A 17715-nucleotide genomic window follows, 5' to 3' on the forward strand; every position below is an offset into this window, starting at 1 on the left:
CGGTAAATCTACACAAAAACAGGCGACATAACTAATGCATTAGTTGTTATGCGCGTCATCACGCCTGTCGCGCCCGGACAGTACGGCACGGAGCACTTTCGTAGCTGTATGATCAAGGTAGCCGACATGATGCAGCAGCTGCGACAGACCGACAAAAGCGGCAAATTCCGCGTTGTCAGCCTGGTTTATGCGACGGCTCACCGCAAACGGGGTACAGCGGGCCAGTTCCGGGAGCTGCACCGGTGCCGCATGTTGTCACCCAAAAAATCGGGGGGCAATACGCTCAACTTTCAGCCCGTCGGCAGCAAAGACATCGTGGCCGTGCATCCTGATCTGATTCTCTACTTCAACCAGCAGGAGGTCGTCTAATGAACATAACCTACTTTGCCGGCAGCTCCCACGATGTAGCCGTTTTGAGCCACAATAACGTGGCCATCAGCCTGGAAAATGATAAACCCGGTCGGGCCACGCCCGTTGGCCAGCGAACTACTGGCGATCAACCGGGGGCCAAGCCCAGCGTGTCCACGCCGAATCTGGCCCTGTTTCCCAGTTTTGGGGGCGATATCATGCCCTGGGGCGAAGGCAACGATTTTCCGCAGCGCATCCGCAACCTCTACAACAAAGATCCGTTAATTCCCCAGACGCTGGGTAAAACAGCCTCCATGCTGGTGGGCAAAGGGGTGATGGCCGTCGAGATCGATCTCGACGACAACGGCGATGAGATCGTGCGGGCCGTTCGGGATCCGGAAATCAACGAGTTCATTCATTCGCTGCATTTTCGCAAATACCTCCACAAGACGGCCGGGCACGTGGCCTGGTTTTTCAATGCCTTTCCCGAGCCGATCGTTACCAAGAATCGGAAGAAAATTCTTTACCTCAACCCCCTACCGGCCGACGAATGCCGCTGGTGCCGAATGACGCCCGAGGGCGATCTGCCGTACGTCTATCTGAATGCCAACTGGCCCAATGCCACCACGTCAGATGCGCACGTCAAGCAGATTCATGCGCTCGATGCCGGGCGCTGGGATAAGGCCGACTGGCTGCGCGAGCAGCGTTTTTTCAACTGCATCTACCCGATTTCCTATCCGACGCCAGGCTTTCGGTTTTACAGCCTGGCCCATCACCACAGCATCGTCGAATCGGGCTGGCTCGATGTGCACCTGGCCGTGCCGGAGTTCAAGAAATTCCTGATGAAAAATCAGGTCTCGCTCAAGTATCACTTCAAGGTCGATGCCACTTACTGGGGCATGACCTACGGAGATGCCTACACCAAAGGGACGCCCGACGCCAAGCGGGCCATCAAAAAAACCTGGCTGGAGGGCATGAACAAGGCGCTGACCGACGTCGAAAAAGCCGGCGGCAGCATCATCACGGAGATGACCTGGGATAAAGAGAAGAAAGTCTTTATCGACCACATCCAGATTGAGCCCATCACCGACGCCATGAAGGACGGTAAGTACATCGAGGATAACCTCGAGGCAGCTTCCAACATCCTCTACGCGTTTGGGCTGGATCCGGTCCTGCTCGGCTTTGCGGGCGGAGCCAACCAGGCGGCCCGGTCGGGCGGCTCCGACAAACGGGAAGCGTATTTGATTGCGCTGCAAATGCTGGCTCCCTTCCGGGACATGCTGCTCGAGCCGCTCGAATTTGTGGCGGAATACAACGGCTGGAAAGCCCGCTTTCCCAACCTGCGCTTTCAGTTTCGTGACACCATCCTGACCACGCTCGATACGGGTGCGGGCACTAAAAAAACGCTCAGCTAATGAAATTTTTCTCAGGACAGGTCGAAGAGTTTCGCCAGGTGGTGCCCGTCACGATCAATTTTACCCTGGACGATGTAAGCCCCTTTTTAAGCCGGACGGCGGAGAGTGTGCTGCTGCGCTTTTTAGGCCAGACGCTGGCCGATCAGCTGGCCAGCCTGGTCAATGCGAACCTCGACGAGCAGACGGACCGGGTACTGATTCGGGCGCTGAAGCTGACCCGGCTGGCGGTGGGCAACATAGGCTTTGCAGAGTATCTGCCCTTTGGCGAGGTGCAGATCGAAGACGGAGCTATCACGGTGGCCGCTTCCGAGGGACGCAAGCCCGCCTTTCAATACCAGACCGACCGGCTCGAAGAAAAGCTGCTCCAGACCGGCTACCAGGCGCTGGACGATCTGATCACGCTCGTAGCCGCCAATTCGGTTTTGTTTCCGGGCTGGAGTGAAGCTCCCTACAAGGATGAATACGACAGCTCCTTTTTTAAGAGCCCTGTTGAGTTCTCCAAATCCTACGGTATTCAGGACCGCTGGCTGACGTTTTGGGCGCTCCGGCCGGCGCTTCGCTCGGTCGAGGAAAATTACGGCGAAGCCGCCCAGGCTCGCATCGATGCGCTGCCAAACACCGTAACGGACGCTCAGAAAGCCCAGCTGGGCCGGCTGCTGCGCCGAGCATTGGCCTATCAGACCATTCTGGAAGCGCTGCCGGGGCTGGCCATCGACATCGATGGGGCCAAACTGAAAGTCAATTACGGCTCCCAGTTTGGCAACACGCAGTACTACCAGGCTCCGAGCCGGGACGACCTGAACTGGCTCCAGCAAAATCTGGAGAAACAGACCGCCCTGTTCTGGTCCACCTTCGAAAGCACCCTGTCTGCCGCGCTGCCGCCGGTTAGTGAAACGGCTACCGCCACCGGGCCGCAATCGGAAGGCTCGTTTTTTCTGCTCTAAGCCATGCGAACATTCTTAAACTACCTGCCCTCCCGGGGCTCTCCAGTCTAATCTTTCTCCTGTTGGCCTGCCTGGCTCTTGGCTTTTTGCTATTGCTGGATAGCTGCGGGCCCCACCGGCAGGCTCCTACTCAATCGATTCCTACAGTGCCCCCGGTGGATTCGGTGCGCACTCAACTGGAGAGCAGCGTTGAGCGGGCCAACAACAGCGTCATTATTTCCCAGGGCCATTCCCAATCCGCCGTAATCGACTATGAAAAAGCAAAAGAGAAATTTGATCAAAGCCGCATTACTCTGCCTTAGCGTGGTGCTGGGCCTGCTGCTGAGCAAATGCTCATATGGCCAGACCGAGCCGGTTCCCTCGGTGCAGGCCATGGTCAAAAATCAGCCCTTTCCCTACTACTGTGGGGTGGCGATGGACACCCTGCTCTACGCCCGGGTGAAAGCCCGGCTGGTGGCAGCGGACTCGCTCCGGGCCGCTTCCGAGCGGGCCATCAAGGCACTTCAGGCTGAAATCGCAGCCACGCGCAAAGCGCTGGACGATCAGTTTCGGCTGGGCCAGTACGATAAGGCCAAAGCCCAGACGCTGCTGGTGCAGATGAATATGCTGCAGGGCCAGCTCACCCAGGTCCAGGATTATCTGCGTCAGGCGCAACTGGCCCGGGATGCCGTCGTGAAGGAACTGCCCCGCAAGGTTCGAAAACTACTGGAGCAGGCCACACCCGATCAGATTGCGGCCGCAACGGTGGACTACATCCACCTGCTGCAGAAGCGAAAATGGAAGTGGGCGGGCTGGAGTGTGGGCGGTGGGTTTGTGCTGGGGCTCTTAACCGGTTTCTTTTGATGGCAGGCCTGCTTACCCAATCCGGCCTGCTTCAGGCAGCCCAAACCCTTCGCACCGGCATTGCCGAGGTGCAAACGCTCGCGCACGTTGAGTCGAACGGGCAGGGCTTTCTGGATGATGGCCGGGTGACGATCCGCTTTGAACCGCACATTTTTCACGCCCGCACGGCTGGCCGGTATGATGCCAACTACCCGCTGTTGAGCTATCCGGACTGGAATCCCAAAATCCCCAAAAGCACCACTCACTCCTACCAACTGTTCAATCAAGCCTGCACGCTCAACGCGACGGCAGCGGTACTGGCTTCGAGTTGGGGGATGTTCCAGGTGATGGGTTTCAATTTCGCCAGTTGCGGCTGTAATAACCTCAAGCAGTTTGTCAGCCTGATGGAGAAATCCGAAGACAGTCAGCTGGCCCTGACCGTAACCTATTTACGGACAACGGGCCTCGACGACGAGCTGCGGGAACACCGCTGGGAGGATCTGGCCCGGCTTTACAACGGTAAACAGTACAAACGCAACCAATATGACACCAAACTGGCTTCGGCCTATGCTTATTTTTCACGCTTGTAAACTACACTCTTTATGGAATGGACTGCCCTATTCACCGATACACTTAAATTATCGCCTTTTGTGGCCGCCCTCCTGTTCTTTCTGATGAAAGTCTGGAAATCAATGGAGGTTAAAGATCAAGCCTTGATGTCGACGATGAAGGACAATCAGGCTCAGCAGCTCCTCATGCAGGAGAAGCACATTACGGCTCAGAATAACTCCGCCGATGCCAACCGGCAATTAGCCAGCGCGATCGGCGATCTGAAGGACCACCTCTCCGACAAACTCGACGAGGTAAAAAGCACCCTGCCGGTTCGAAATGGCACGATTCGTCGCCATCCATCCACGCCCGAAAGCTCATCAAAGCCGGCCTGATGAACACCATCGAACTGCACATTCGGGGCAAACGCCACCGCTTCAGCGGGCCCTCGGGCTGGGCGGAGCTGACGGCCCACCAGGCCGTGTCGCTCATGCGGCTGCGGGCTCAGATCGCCCAGCGGGCCGAAACCGCCTTTGCGGCTCTGGACCTGCTGTATGGCCTGAAAAAGCGCCATCAGCGGTGGGTGTTCGATGCCCGGTTCTTGCGCCGGAAAGGCGTTCCGGAGGAGCAGATTGTCTTGATTTTGGAGCAGGGGCAATCGCTGCTCGACACACTGCTCTGGATTGGTGAGCCCGATAAAAAAGCCAGCTTTCCGGTGCACTCGTTTCGACGCTTCGATTTTCACTTCGGTACCCCCTACATCTGGCTCAGTCGGCTCCTGACGCGCCAGCGCTACGTCGGCCCGCTGGCCGGCCTGGTCGAGATTAGTTTCGGCGAGTTCATGTTTGCCGACCGGGCCTTTCGGGCGAAGGATCTTCCCCAGCTGGCGGCCATTCTTTACCGGCCCAAAGCAGAAACGTTTGATAAACACACGGCCGAACACAGGGCCATCCTGTTTGCCGATCTGGATCCGGCCTTGCTGGCGCTGATCAGCCAGAACTTCGCCGATACGCTCGATTTTCTGAGTCGCCATTTTCGGCGGGTGTTCGCTGAGCCCCTCTCGACGGGTACGGTCAGTAAAGCGGGCAAATCAGCGGGCTGGCTCGATATCGCCATCAACATGGCCAAACTCGACGTGACCAAGATCGGCCAGATCGAGCAGACCAATCTGTACCTGGCCCTGAAAGTGCTCGACGAGCAGATCCGCCAGGCCGAAGAGCTGGAAGAAGCACTGGCCAAAAACAAATCCTGACATGAACGAGCTCGACTACATTGCCTACTTCGAAAACCTGGCTCGCCAGCACAAAGCCCTTCGCCATTCCGAGCAGGAGTGCCACTTCTTTGTGGTATCTGATAGTTCCAAAGCTGAAATCGAGCAGGCGATCGCCAAAAAGCTCAGACTGCCGGCTCTGCTGCTCGACCAGTACCTGGATGACCTGGAGACGGGCCACGATAACTTCCGTTTGCGGGTGATGGGCGGGGTTACGGTTCTGGTGAAGTGTCAGTCGGGCGATGCCCAGGATCGCCGGCGGGCGCGGGATGAAGCCCGCACGATCGCGCTGAGCCTACTCAACCGCATGCGCAGGGATGTGCGAACCGCTGGTTCGGCCCTGCAGCAAAAAGGGGTGGTACTCGATATCGAATTCAAAGGGGAGCCGGCTCCGTTCGTGTTGCAGAGTGCCGACGGCTGGGGCTACGGCTTTGAGTGGCTGCTGCCCACCAGCGTCAAGATCGATGCCGAGCAGTGGCTGGATTTGCCCTAGCCGGATCCGGCCTCGTCATCACGGGTGTCGCGCCCGATCCCTCAGCCAGGGGGCTATTTCGCGGGCATGGCCGTTACCCTTCTTAGCACACCTGATCCCTTCGCCCTCACCCGGGGAGGACGTATGCTCTACCAGTTCCAGGGAACCGGTCAGTTGGCTACACTCGGAACACCGGCCCAGAGCTTTATTAATTTTTCGGGGCCCGTACCGGCCGGCACGGTCATTCGCCTGAAATGGAACGGCACTGAACATCCCATCGTCGCCCGCACGAGTCCAACCGAGGCCAATGAATTTCCGGCGGGCGATGGCTCAGCGGACTATGTTGACTCCCTGCTGGAGTTCTTTCAGACCTATTTCCCCTTTTACGAGGATTTTACGGCCGAGCGGCTGGATTTTATCAACCTGCACCAGATTGTGCTGGCCGCCAAGGAGCCAGGCGTTCAATACAACATTTCTGCACCCGCCGTCAGCAATGCCATTGAGGTCGTGGTCGGTACGCCCGGTGCGGATCCGATCATTCGGCAGCAATATGGTGTCTATGCTGAGGTATGGGTCAAACGGCCAGGTGAAACTACGTTCAACCGCATTTTTGCCCCCACCATTGCCTGTGATGCCGAGGGTATTGCCACCATGGACGTGGGCAAGATCCTGCACGCCCAGTTAGGACCCGACTGGCCCACCTGGAGTTTCAACCAGCCGGCTGGTTCCACCAATTCGCAGCTCAGCTACTACGTCACCTACGCCGAGTCGTTTGGCCAGCCCCAGCAGGTGGGCAAAATCCAGACCGATGTTGTGCGCCAGGCTTACTTCGGCGGTGTGGACTACCAGCACCAGGCGGGTCAGGGTTTCGAGCTGGCCAGTTACGTGGTGCGCCAGTCGGATTCCGGTACCGATCGGGCGCTACGGCTCGGCCCTGGCACTCGCTACGTGCGGGCGGATGAACCCCAGTTTCTGACCTTTCTCAATACCCGCGCCGATCGGACGGGGGTTGTGCTGCAGGTCGAGCTGACACTGGGGGATGGTTCGCCGGTTTTCTACACAACGCGCTATGCCCCCCAGAGCTGGCCCAAAGGAGCCAAAATCACCTATGCGGTGGGGCCGGCCCAGCTCAACATGGCCGAGCACCTGGACGACGACGATACGGTCGTCGAGTACAAAGTCCGGCTCTGCAACCAGACGGCCACCAGCTTTTATTCAGCCCCGTACCGCTTTATTCTCAACGGCCGCTACGAGCCGTATACCCGCTATTTCGCGTACCTGAGCAGCCTGGGCGCAGTGGAAACGCTGGCCACCTTTGGCAAGGGTTCCTATGAGCTGAACCGCTTTTACGAGGAAGCCCAGCGCTACCAGCCGGCGCATTATGATGCCCAGTTGGGCCAGTATGAGCAGTACGACGTGGCCATCCAGCAATCTCAGGAGGTTACGACGGGTTACCGCTCGCAGGCCGATCTGGCGCTCTGGAACGATTTCTACCGCTCGCCCTACCTGTTTCACATGCAGGTTCTCAAGGCGCTGCCCATTGCCCTGGTTAGTAAATCCATCAAGCAGAGCAAAGACGGCGACAATCTGTTCGCCCACTCGTTTCAGTTCGTCTACCGCTGGAAGGATGACTTTTTTACGGCCGAGGACGATCCCGACCTGGTCGGTGATGGCACCCCGCCGATTGGCCTAGAACCAGCCGGCCCCATTACCATCGAGCAGCCGACAGTGGTCGACAGCGTCGATCATACCGTACCGGACGTCGTGCGCAGCATTACGGAGCAGAAAGTGGGCAACTGGAACCAGGCCTATGCCTGGGGCTCGCATGCCGCCCAGGGCTATCTGACCCAGGCGACCGGCTCCCAGCTCTTCTACCGCAAGGATACCAAGATCGACTACCAGGATGACCTGGTCAATAAGCCCTTCAGCCGCGATTCGGCGGGACTTTCCGACGTGCTGACGGCGAAAGAAACCAAGAAACTTCTCAAAAATACACTCGGCATTCGGCCCGTCCTGACCAGCTGGACGGGTTCGGTAGAGCCGCAATAAGACTATGGCAGGCATTCGCGTTGACACCCCCATCGGCGCTGACTGGGAATACTCCCTCGATCAGCTCAACTGGCAAGCCTCGAACAAATTCTTCGAGCTGCCTTCGGGTGATCCGTTTGTGCTCGGCACGGTGTATACCGTTTACTGTCGAAACGTTACGGCCGAGCTGACGGCTGATCGCCAGATCCCCTTTGGCGAGGCCAGCTCCGAGTCGCTCATCGCCCTAACCAAGCTGCTGAGCTCGCTGGAAAAGGATGGGCTGCTGCATGTGTTGCTGACGGCCATCCGGCCCGAAACGAGCCTGCTCATCGCGGCCGCCCTGAACGCGATCGGCTTTAACTCCGGCTCGACGACCACTGTCCTGGAGATCGATGACTGCGGCTGTGATGAAGAAGCGGAAGGCGGCCTGTCAGCCGGCATCATCACCAATCTGTACCTGGCTCCCCTGGCCGTTTCGCCCCACAACACCGACTTTCTGGGTACGGGGACGAATCTGTTCAATAAGCTCTCCCGGCTCAATCAGTCGGGCAAGTTTATCGACAACACCGGCACCGTCCACGAGAATCAGCCCAACTACACCATCTCCCATCCGATGCTGGTCAAGGGGGACACCTGGTATACGCCCTCTTCGGATAGCACTGACCCCACTGGCAACCGGCAGATGGTGGCCTACTTCTCGGCTACGGGAGCTAAACTGGATGGAGCCTCCAACGTGCGCACGGAAGATAAATTCCGCACACCACCGGGCTGCGTGTACATTCTCTGCACGGTGCCGAACAACATTTTGCACTCGTTTCAGGTACAGGAAGGCGAAACGGCGACCGACTACGAGAATTTTAAACTGATTTTTCCGGGGGAAACCACCCAGCAGGCCCTCATTTCGGCCCGCGCCAGTCAGGCACTTTTATTGGGCCAGATCAACCAGGCCCGTTTTACGACCGGCCGGAATCTATTCGATAAAGACAGCGAGCTGATTCAGGCGGGCCGATTCATCGACGAGAAAGGTGTCTACAGTGCTGATCCAACCAACTCGGTCTCGCATCCCATTTTCGTCAACGGGGATACGGCCTATACAGCCAGTTTCAAATCCTTTATTTCTTTTTACGATCAGCTGGGCCGGCACGTCGGTGGCGAACGCTTCGATCGGGATGACTTTACGTTCACCACGCCCGGCAACGCAAAATTTGCGCTGGTCACCGTTCCGGACGAGCTCTTTGACAGCTTTCTGTTTGTCGAAGGCGAAGAGCTGGGCGACTACGAGCCATTTGTGCAGATCGTCAAGGGCAAAACCCTGGGCGAAGCAGCCATCGATCTGAAAGCTTCGCAGGCCATTGCCCTCGTCGAGCGGGGCACCTTGAATCTCTTTAAAGCGGCCAGCCGCTTTAAAGAGACTGGCCGCTACATCACCAACACCGGCCTGTACGTAGCCGATTCGACCTATACGGTATCGCACTTAATCAAGGTCTCGGCGCTCAGCTGGTACACGCCCAGCTACAAAACCTTTGTGGCCTTCTTCGATGCGACGGGTAATGTGATCCCCTCGGATGTGGGGGTGTATAACCGGCCGACGGATAAATTCTTCACGCCGGCCCTGACCGAATACCTGCTGATTGCGGTACCCATCGAGATCCTCGCCAGCTTCATGCTGGTGGCTGGCCAGGTGTTGCCGGCTACCTATCAGCCTTTTGTCCCCCTTCTCGAATCCATTCTGCCCACCACGCTGGGCATCAAACAAACAGCACTCGACGCAAAAAAAATGGCCGAAAGCTTCACCGACGAGATTCTCTATTCCATCAATCTGTTTAACAAGGCCGATTCCGACCTAATCAATGACAAGCTGATTAATGCCAACAGTCTGTTAGCGGATTATGTCGGCACCTCGGTCGGCGGCTTTATTCCGGTCAAGCCCAATACCTGGTATACCCCTTCGGTGAAATTAGGCATCGGCTGGTTTACCGAAGACAAAGAACCCCTGACCGGGGCACCCGCATTCAATCGGGATACCGACGAGTTTCTGACCACCGATAAAGTCGCCTTTATCCGGCCCACGGTTCACACGACTGGCCTGGAGAGTTTTATGCTGGTGGAGGGCCAGACCCTGCCTGCCCGCTATATCCCCTGGTACAAAAAATACAAGGGGACTACCCAGGACGGCTCGCAGGCACTGGCCATTGCCGAAAGCATCCATGCGCTGCTGATTCCCACCGCCAACCTGTTTAACCGCCGGGATGGCTCCATTCTGACCGGCCAGTACATCAACAACGAGGGATTTCTGGGGCCTTTTCTGACCACCAGCGTCACCCACTTTATTAAGGTAAAAGCCTCCACCTGGTACACCCCCTCGGAGGTCGGTAACTTTGTTGCCTACTTCGATGAGAACTTCCAGCGCCTGGGTGAGGGGGCGTTGACCAGTCGGCCAGCGGCCAAATTCCAGACGACCAGCGAAACGGCCTACATCCGGGCCACCTTCAATACGGCCAACCGGAACACCTACCTGATCGTGGAGGGCCAGTTTGATCTGCCGATGGCCTACATCGAGTACGGTAGCTTCCTGGATCCCCAGGTCAAGGTCAGTACGGCTGCTTTTGGTAAAACCGAGATCGTTTTCGGCACCTCCATCCCGGCTGGATCGGGCTATCACGAGTTAGCCTGCCGGGCGCTGGGCATGACCTGCATCAATAAGGCCGTGCCCAGTTCATCGGTACGCATCAAGGATCGGTCAGGCGGTGTTGGGGGCGCAAACTGGCAGAACATCGCCTATGCCTGGGCGCATACCCTGGCGGAAAAAACCGCCCTGATTTCGGGCTGGGCAGCCCTTCGCTCGGCCAACCTGGGCAATACCAACTGGGCATCGGCACCGACTTCGTTTACCTCCGGCGAGCAGGCATTTATCCTGAGCTGCAGCTACGAGAGCAACCTGACGCCCTACCTGAACGGTACCTATGCGATGCCCGATGTGTTTGTGCTATCGGTTTTGTACAATGATCAGTTTTTGGGGGAAACCGAAGAGCAATGGTTTGCCGATCCGACCGATACCGAGATTGCGAACCGAACTACCGCCTTTGGGGCCATTACCTACATCATTGATTACATCCGGGGCCTGCAACCCCGTGCCAAGATTGTTTTGGAGGGGCATTACACCGACAAGAAAAATCCCAAAGTTGCCCAATTACAGCAGAAGGTTGCGGCCTATCACAACCTTGATATTTGGGAGATCTGGAAAAAACTGCCCTTCAACTTACGAAGAATCCCCAATACGCTGGCCAACTGGGATGAAGAACCCCATTTCAGCAACAAAGCCCTGGCTGAAGCGCAGGATCCCGGCTGTACCAGTCTGAACATGGATGGCATCCGGTTCTACATGCCGGACTGGGTGCATCCCTATTCGGACCCGGCTCATCTGGAGCCCGGCCACGCCAGCTACCTGATCACGCATGAAGTGGAAACCCATTTAGCCACGACCTTCTAGATGGCAAAGCGCAAGATCATACAAGGCACCCTGAAGGTGATCAATACGACCACCAACGAAGTCCTTTCCAGCACCCCCGTGACCAAAGTGGTCAAAAAAGGGCAGGAAAGCCAGTTCGTCAAGGGCACCACCAAAACCCCCGTTCCCTGCATGGCGGATTACACGCCTGGCCGGGATCTGTATGGGCGTACGTTTGCGCAATTACCCAAGTGTGACTCCACGACACCGACCGGCCAGCCCGATTATGTGTTTGGCGATACGTTTATTCTCACCGCCGGGGTGGCTCCGGTCAACTACCCACCCGTACCGGGCAGCTGGACGCCCGCGCCCGTTACGACGGCCGGCGATGTAACGGTGCCGGTCCCCGATGGTTTTTTTGTCGATCCGGAAGGCGATCCGGTCGTCCTGTCGGCCTTCATGCAGACCGGCGCTGGTCTGGTGAGCAATCTCGAATTTGATGCCGATGCGGAAGAGTTCCGGCTAAAAGCTGCCCTGGCCGATGCAATTTATTTGATCCGGCTGTATGGTAGCGATGGGCTGCATCCTGCGGTGCCCTATGATTTTGAGCTGGTCGTCAACCGGACTGTCGTCGTCAACCATGCACCGACCCTGGCTGCTCCAATCGGTACGCTGAACGCCACGGTAGACGAAGCGTCCGCTTTCAACCTCTCACCAGGTACCCACTTTACCGATCCGGATGGGGATGCGCTGACGCATAGCCTTCAGTTTCATAACGGTACGGCCTACACCGGCACGCTACCCGCCTGGGCGTCGCTCGCTTCGGGTGTGCTGAGCCTGACTCCGCCCGACGAGGCTGATTATTTATTCCGCAGCATCGTAACCGATCCGGGTGGGTTAAGTGCGTTCGACAATTTCACGATTCATGCCACCGAGCCCGATCTGCCGGTGCTCAGCCAAATCCTGGCCGTTGATTTCCGCTACTTCCATAGTACCTCGGCGACCTTCCACTGGTATGTCAAAACCGATCTGGCTGCCGGTGTCGAGTACAACATCGAATGGCCAGCGCAAGGCACCTATGCGGCACAGGCGAAACTGAGTATCTGGCTGGTGGGCACAACCGTGGACGGGGATTCTGCCGGCTACCAAAAACTCTGTAGCCTGGTTCGGGACACCCCACCAGAATTTACGCTGTACCTGCGCACAGCGGATAACCGATCGATTGAGCTCCCGCTGACCATCACCCGGCCGGTTGCCAACCAGGCCCGGCAAACCATTTATACCGCTCCGTAACCAACAGACTGATGGCAACCAGAAACCTAAAATTCCTCGCCCTCGACATCGACACCAAGGAAATTGTCGAGCTCACCCGACAACAGGTCATTGACTACCTGGACATACCGGATACACCGGGCAACGGCGGCCCCATTGTGGTCGATCCACCGCCAGTTGTGATTGATCCACCCCCGGTTGTGGTGCCCCGAATCATTTACGGTAGCCCCCGCACCAAAGTGGGCGACTGGACTGATCCGAAAGGCAATACCTATCCCATTTTTTTAGGGGCTGGCATTAAAACGGCCTTGATCGCTCAAAAGGGGAGTGATCCCGATGAAATCTTCGCTGTCGGCTTCAATCTGAACTACAAACTCTTGCCCGGCATCACCCGACCAACAGGCCCGGAAAGCTATTATGGCGTAAAACCCCCCGCTGGCTGGGAGCCGCCACTGGCCGATTATGACGAACTGAAATTCGAGGATGGGGCAACCTATTACCGGCTCAAGGCTGGCTCTGCAACTGTAAAATCATTAGAAACCGTTTTCGGTGACACCTATGTCCTCAACAAGCAGTAATTACATCGAGGTAATCAATGTCGGGGGGACGTCCCCGGCTGACTTCAAGGCTGGGGAACTTCGGTTTTATCTCTATGATAAACCGGTGCCGCCTAAAACGGAACAGCAGGCGGAAGCCGAAGCCAAAGCCCGCTATCTGGGCTTATCCCCCGATGAAAAAGCGACGAAAACCCAGCCGAACCGGCCGGTTGCTCCCGTTGACAATACCTACGAGCTGGCCGCTACGATGGGTGATGTGCGGGTCATACTGGACCCCGATTACGTGATTGTCGATCCCGACCCGACGACTGGGGACGGTTTTGACACCAGCTACAGCTATACCCGATCAGGGCAGGATGCCTTCGGCAATACCTTTATCTCGACGCCTGCCCCCCGGCTAACGGCCGTTACCCAACTCAAGCCCCGGCTAACCGGTAACAACTACGTCTTTACGGCTCAGACGGCTCTCAATACGGTATTGCCCAAGCGGCTGCCCACGTTTACGGTGCACGCCAAAAAGGCGATCGGGTATCCGGGTGCCCTCTTTACCGACTGGGACAGTGTGACCGATATCATTGGCCGGGGCTTCACCCACGTCACCGAATCGGCCAAGCCAGAAGATGAGGACAATTATCCGACAACCCTGCGTCGGATGATTGAGGGCTCGTTTTATAACCTGGCTAAAGATGCCGCCGACTCGTTGTCTGTTGGTGATCCCAAGAAACAGCAACTGCTCGACTGGGCCGGTCCTCAGCAGCCCAATGGTTCGTTTGAAGGGCCGCACATCCTGATCACTGATGCCGATTCGGGGCGGTACTACGGCCGGCAGTGGTGGCTGCTGTTTAAAAATAATGCGGGCTGGCGGGGAGCCGGGATTGATTTCTTCTCGGTGAATTTTGAACAGATGGTGCCTCGTGATGGCACGGGCTATTCGGCTCATGAACAGCAGTACCGCATGGTCGGCTGGGTAACCGAAGGCTGTATCAATGCCGCTGCGGCCGATGGCGTAACGATTCGCTCCGGTTCATCGGGTGAGTTTGGCAACCTGACTACCTATGCCCCGTATTTCTACGACCGCCCGGCGACCCACGATCTGAATGGGAATCCATTATCAGAACCTGATGCCACCATTCCGCTGTATATGCACTTCAGCACCATCGAGGAATGCTACCGGGGCGATTCGCAGGCAACACCGCTGGGAGCCAATACCACGCTGGCCCAGTTGCTCAAAGCCGGTAAACTCCAGATCGGGGTGGGCAAATACCTCCAGCACACCATGGATGGCCAGAGCTATTTCCAGAAGATCGGCAATGCCTTTGTGTTGGATGGGGATAGTAATCCCGTCTGGCGGACGGACGAGCGGACAACGACCATCACCGGCCAGTCGTGCACGATCTACGTGGATGACTATAAAATGGCCATGTTCAAGCTCTACGGCATTTTCGCCTGCTATTGCTCGAACATGGAGTTTATGGCCGGGGGCAAACGCCTGCCCTTCTCCACCGATCGGCAGGCGACCTGGGAGGCCATGCGGGGCCAACTGCGCCAGTTCCGACTGGATGGTGAGGGGGAGTCCGGTATACCTCGACCCGATGCAGCGGCATTGAATGAGCGGCCCCTGTCGCCTGATATGGTGGAGGGTGACGCCATTGCGATGTATCTGTTCTGCGATTACCTGCGGGGCTGGATGCGCTCCCAGCAACCCCAGGAACTGGGTGCCGACAACGATTATGGATCGAAGGCCAGAGCCAGCGTGGAAATCTATCAGAAAGGCTTTCAGCGGGCGGCTAACCTCAACTGGATTCATGACACGTCCTGGCAATTACTCCAGCCTCGGTTCTGGATCTTCAAACAGGGCATCAATGGCCCGGCTGACCCCGATGAGCACTTTGCCCGTAAACCCATCATTCTGGGCGGTCTGACCGAAAAAGACGGGCATCCGGCCATGTGGCTCTTCGCCTGGTGGCCCTGTCAGGATGTGGATCGGGTGACGGACGTCAAGATCTGGATCAATAAGGGCAATGGCCCTGTCACGGGCACGTATGTGGCCCGGATGGCAGGCCGCAAACCCTTTCTGGATTACTGGCAGCTGCCCGACGCAGCCGCTGGCGCAACGCCGAAGGACGTCTACAATCAATTTCCAAGCCTGACCGATCAGCTGATTACGCAGCGCATGGACTACCGCACCCCGAAAATCACCAATCACCCAACCCCACCACCCCTGGCATAATGGCAACCGAACACTTAATTGTCGAGTCCTTCTCGTCTGGCGTGAACGCCTATCAGATTACCGTCGAGCGTGATCTGACAAAATTCCCCCGAACAATAAAAGGGAATGAAGCCTTTGAAAAGGCCGTGCGGGGCGGCGGATTTCCCTGTACGGTGGTCGGCACGGGTTGCATGATTCCCAAAGGAACCCGCCTGACACTGATTCCACCGGATTGCTCCAGTAATCCAAATCCAACGCCAGTCACTTACTCCTGGGGCTATTTCGGCGGAAATTCATTCAATTTCGTGCCCATTATTCCAAGCAGTGAATGGACGCATGGATCAGGCATGGCGGCTTCGAGTCTGGACAAGGATTTTGCTCACCGGCTGGAAGCAAAAATCAAAACCCGGTATCCGGCTTTTCAGGCATACGTTACCTCCCAGCTGTCTCCCTTCGAGACCGAATACCTGACCGATGACTACAATTATGCAGCCCGGATCACGGGCGATCTGAATACAAATTTCAGCAATAGCCCACCAGCCTTCGATCTGATCGATCTCTCGATCGGGGAGAATATCGACGAGGGCACGTTCAATAAAACCAAATTCTTTGCGGAGCTCGATCAACTCATTGCCACCATTCCCAAAGCAGCCACCTATACGGTGATGCTGCGGAGTTCATTCTGGGGTGGGCATACCGTCTCCAGTGCAGCTCTGCAGGAATACGCTACTCTGCATGATTACCTGTTCGTTGACTTTTCGGATCGGGTGGATTACCCGGCCTATCAGTCGGATTACGACGATGCCGGCATTGCCCGGCACTGGAATGATGATGGCCATGAGTTGATCGCTGAACGCAAGGCGAGCAAACTCGGCATTACCACCGGCTCATCGGCCAGCAGTGATTTCGTTTCGCAGACGGATGAGGGCTGGTCGAAAACCGACGATAACCTCAAGCTCAAATATATTGAGAACGATCTGATCAAGGTCGGCTTCCTGCGCGATACGGGGGCTGTAATCGGCTATGCCGCCTTTAAATCGACCAATCGGAATCTGGTTAACGACTACCAGGTCGATAATGCGTTGCCTGGCGATCCGCGTCACGGCACCGTCTTTGGCGATAAGGGTCGGCAGTGGATGTGGAAAGGGTCGCTCTACTGGACGCCTGGTTCGGGTTGGCAGGTGGTCCCCGGCAAGAATACGAACCAATATGGCTTCGATACCGGGGGCAACGTCGTCGAGGGAGGTAGTCTGGGGCCGTTTTACGATGAATCCGAAGTGCTGGCAAGCCGAATCTACAATCACCCCAAGTACGGCCAGATGTTTTACTCGAAAATCAGACCCCGTGTCTGGGCCGTTCCGGGTGAATACGTCGATATCGTCGAGGAGGGTTGGGCCTGGCTGCAAGGAACCAGCATTGCTTATTTCTCCCGGCAAATCATCGGGCCGGGCATCACCAATCCGCAGATGATCTATCAGGCCCGGGCGCAGGAGCTGCCCTGTCTGTATTCACTGGCGCCGTTCACCTACGTTCGTATGGCCGATGCCAATTCGGCTCCGTGGACCAATTCGTACGTGGACCGGTTCAAATCCGACTTTTCGGATAACCAAAACTTCACCAAAGCCTACATGACTCCCGAATGCCTGGTCACTCACGGAGAAGGGCCGGACAGTGTGACGGTGGGTCTGTATACACCGGGCATTGATCGGGGCGATGGGGTTCGGGTTGGATTAAATTCGCGCTTTAATACGGGCCAGTTTGTGGGCGTGTTTGGGGAGTGGGATGACAATGCCTCCAGCTACGTCAATGCGAACCCACTGGTCAATTACGACAATCCGGGCACCTACGAAAATGCGGGCTACATCGTCCTGGGCACCTCGTTTTCCGATGTGCGCAGTAAAGTCAACGCGCTGCCCCGCCCTGATCAGAGCTTCGACTTTGATTTTACGACCGACAACCACCGCTGGTGGAACTTCGATTGCCGGATGATCAAGGAGAATGGGCTCTGGAAAGTCTACATCGGGGACGTTAAAACCGATAACAACGTCACCTCGGCAAACGGCATTTTTGCCGCTCCCTATGGAGCCTGGGAGGCCTCAGGTATTCAGACCATCGAGTTTGATATGAAGGTGGAGGGCATTACGGCGCTCTGGCTGGAGTGGTACAAGCCTGGCGAAGAAAACGACCAGAGCAAAGTTCACCGCAAAGCCTTCACCGGCCTGATCGGCGATGGCGTTCGCCGGACGTACTCGATCAGCACCGCCGATCCCAACTGGAACGGCATTGTTACCAGCGTGGGACTGAGAGCCACCAAAGTCAACGAGGGTCTGCCTATTACCAATGGGGGCCATGTAATTCCGTACCGATTCCGTAAAGTGTAA

14 protein-coding genes are annotated in these 17715 nt (G+C 56.9%); all 14 read left to right on the forward strand.

Annotated elements, in window-relative coordinates; translation table 11 throughout:
• Nucleotides 1-108: 108 nt before the first annotated feature.
• The 14 genes from G8759_RS31325 to G8759_RS31390 all read left to right on the forward strand — a co-directional run bounded on the left by G8759_RS31325 (nucleotide 109) and on the right by G8759_RS31390 (nucleotide 17715).
• A complete protein-coding gene (locus tag G8759_RS31325; protein WP_167217062.1) occupies nucleotides 109-369 on the forward strand; it encodes a hypothetical protein in 261 nt (86 codons plus the stop codon).
• Nucleotides 369-1763 carry a phage portal family protein gene (locus G8759_RS31330; RefSeq protein ID WP_167217064.1) on the forward strand — a complete coding sequence of 465 codons (1395 nt, stop codon included), beginning with the start codon at nucleotides 369-371 and terminating at the stop codon, nucleotides 1761-1763. The genes G8759_RS31325 and G8759_RS31330 overlap by 1 nt, the downstream gene beginning before the upstream one ends.
• Nucleotides 1763-2707 (forward strand): DUF6712 family protein, encoded by a 945-nt coding sequence (locus tag G8759_RS31335; RefSeq protein WP_167217066.1) that lies wholly within the window; start codon nucleotides 1763-1765, stop codon nucleotides 2705-2707. The genes G8759_RS31330 and G8759_RS31335 overlap by 1 nt, the downstream gene beginning before the upstream one ends.
• Nucleotides 2708-2959: 252 nt before the next feature.
• The gene (locus tag G8759_RS31340) at nucleotides 2960-3550 is read left to right on the forward strand and encodes a hypothetical protein (RefSeq protein ID WP_167217068.1); all 591 of its coding nucleotides are present in this window, start codon (nucleotides 2960-2962) and stop codon (nucleotides 3548-3550) included.
• The gene (locus tag G8759_RS31345) at nucleotides 3550-4119 is read left to right on the forward strand and encodes an N-acetylmuramidase family protein (RefSeq protein WP_167217070.1); all 570 of its coding nucleotides are present in this window, start codon (nucleotides 3550-3552) and stop codon (nucleotides 4117-4119) included. The genes G8759_RS31340 and G8759_RS31345 overlap by 1 nt, the downstream gene beginning before the upstream one ends.
• Nucleotides 4120-4131: 12 nt before the next feature.
• Nucleotides 4132-4473, forward strand: a complete 342-nt coding sequence (locus tag G8759_RS31350; RefSeq protein ID WP_167217078.1) for a hypothetical protein — start codon at nucleotides 4132-4134, stop codon at nucleotides 4471-4473.
• The gene (locus tag G8759_RS31355) at nucleotides 4473-5330 is read left to right on the forward strand and encodes a hypothetical protein (RefSeq protein ID WP_167217080.1); all 858 of its coding nucleotides are present in this window, start codon (nucleotides 4473-4475) and stop codon (nucleotides 5328-5330) included. Before G8759_RS31350 ends, G8759_RS31355 begins: the two co-directional genes overlap by 1 nt.
• A gap of 1 nt (nucleotide 5331) precedes the next feature.
• The gene (locus G8759_RS31360; RefSeq protein ID WP_167217082.1) at nucleotides 5332-5841 is read left to right on the forward strand and encodes a hypothetical protein; all 510 of its coding nucleotides are present in this window, start codon (nucleotides 5332-5334) and stop codon (nucleotides 5839-5841) included.
• A gap of 123 nt (nucleotides 5842-5964) precedes the next feature.
• Complete coding sequence (locus tag G8759_RS31365; protein ID WP_167217087.1) at nucleotides 5965-7869, forward strand: hypothetical protein; 1905 nt, start codon at nucleotides 5965-5967, stop codon at nucleotides 7867-7869.
• A 4-nt stretch (nucleotides 7870-7873) separates the two neighbouring features.
• Nucleotides 7874-11338: a hypothetical protein gene (locus G8759_RS31370; protein WP_167217089.1), complete on the forward strand. Its 3465-nt coding sequence runs from the start codon at nucleotides 7874-7876 to the stop codon at nucleotides 11336-11338.
• The gene (locus G8759_RS31375) at nucleotides 11339-12589 is read left to right on the forward strand and encodes a hypothetical protein (RefSeq protein WP_167217091.1); all 1251 of its coding nucleotides are present in this window, start codon (nucleotides 11339-11341) and stop codon (nucleotides 12587-12589) included.
• Nucleotides 12590-12600: 11 nt separating this feature from the next.
• Entirely contained in the window at nucleotides 12601-13146 is a 546-nt protein-coding gene (locus G8759_RS31380) for a hypothetical protein (protein ID WP_167217093.1), read from the forward strand.
• A complete protein-coding gene (locus G8759_RS31385) occupies nucleotides 13127-15355 on the forward strand; it encodes a hypothetical protein (protein ID WP_167217095.1) in 2229 nt (742 codons plus the stop codon). The genes G8759_RS31380 and G8759_RS31385 overlap by 20 nt, the downstream gene beginning before the upstream one ends.
• The gene (locus tag G8759_RS31390) at nucleotides 15355-17715 is read left to right on the forward strand and encodes a hypothetical protein (protein ID WP_167217097.1); all 2361 of its coding nucleotides are present in this window, start codon (nucleotides 15355-15357) and stop codon (nucleotides 17713-17715) included. Before G8759_RS31385 ends, G8759_RS31390 begins: the two co-directional genes overlap by 1 nt.

Source organism: Spirosoma aureum (assembly GCF_011604685.1).
Taxonomy (GTDB): domain Bacteria; phylum Bacteroidota; class Bacteroidia; order Cytophagales; family Spirosomataceae; genus Spirosoma; species Spirosoma aureum.

Coding starts and splice junctions, on each gene's coding strand:
- G8759_RS31325 (WP_167217062.1), top strand. CDS start 109: ATGATCAAGGTAGCCGACATGATGCAGCAGCTGCGACAGACCGACAAA.
- G8759_RS31330 (WP_167217064.1), top strand. CDS start 369: ATGAACATAACCTACTTTGCCGGCAGCTCCCACGATGTAGCCGTTTTG.
- G8759_RS31335 (WP_167217066.1), top strand. CDS start 1,763: ATGAAATTTTTCTCAGGACAGGTCGAAGAGTTTCGCCAGGTGGTGCCC.
- G8759_RS31340 (WP_167217068.1), top strand. CDS start 2,960: ATGAAAAAGCAAAAGAGAAATTTGATCAAAGCCGCATTACTCTGCCTT.
- G8759_RS31345 (WP_167217070.1), top strand. CDS start 3,550: ATGGCAGGCCTGCTTACCCAATCCGGCCTGCTTCAGGCAGCCCAAACC.
- G8759_RS31350 (WP_167217078.1), top strand. CDS start 4,132: ATGGAATGGACTGCCCTATTCACCGATACACTTAAATTATCGCCTTTT.
- G8759_RS31355 (WP_167217080.1), top strand. CDS start 4,473: ATGAACACCATCGAACTGCACATTCGGGGCAAACGCCACCGCTTCAGC.
- G8759_RS31360 (WP_167217082.1), top strand. CDS start 5,332: ATGAACGAGCTCGACTACATTGCCTACTTCGAAAACCTGGCTCGCCAG.
- G8759_RS31365 (WP_167217087.1), top strand. CDS start 5,965: ATGCTCTACCAGTTCCAGGGAACCGGTCAGTTGGCTACACTCGGAACA.
- G8759_RS31370 (WP_167217089.1), top strand. CDS start 7,874: ATGGCAGGCATTCGCGTTGACACCCCCATCGGCGCTGACTGGGAATAC.
- G8759_RS31375 (WP_167217091.1), top strand. CDS start 11,339: ATGGCAAAGCGCAAGATCATACAAGGCACCCTGAAGGTGATCAATACG.
- G8759_RS31380 (WP_167217093.1), top strand. CDS start 12,601: ATGGCAACCAGAAACCTAAAATTCCTCGCCCTCGACATCGACACCAAG.
- G8759_RS31385 (WP_167217095.1), top strand. CDS start 13,127: ATGTCCTCAACAAGCAGTAATTACATCGAGGTAATCAATGTCGGGGGG.
- G8759_RS31390 (WP_167217097.1), top strand. CDS start 15,355: ATGGCAACCGAACACTTAATTGTCGAGTCCTTCTCGTCTGGCGTGAAC.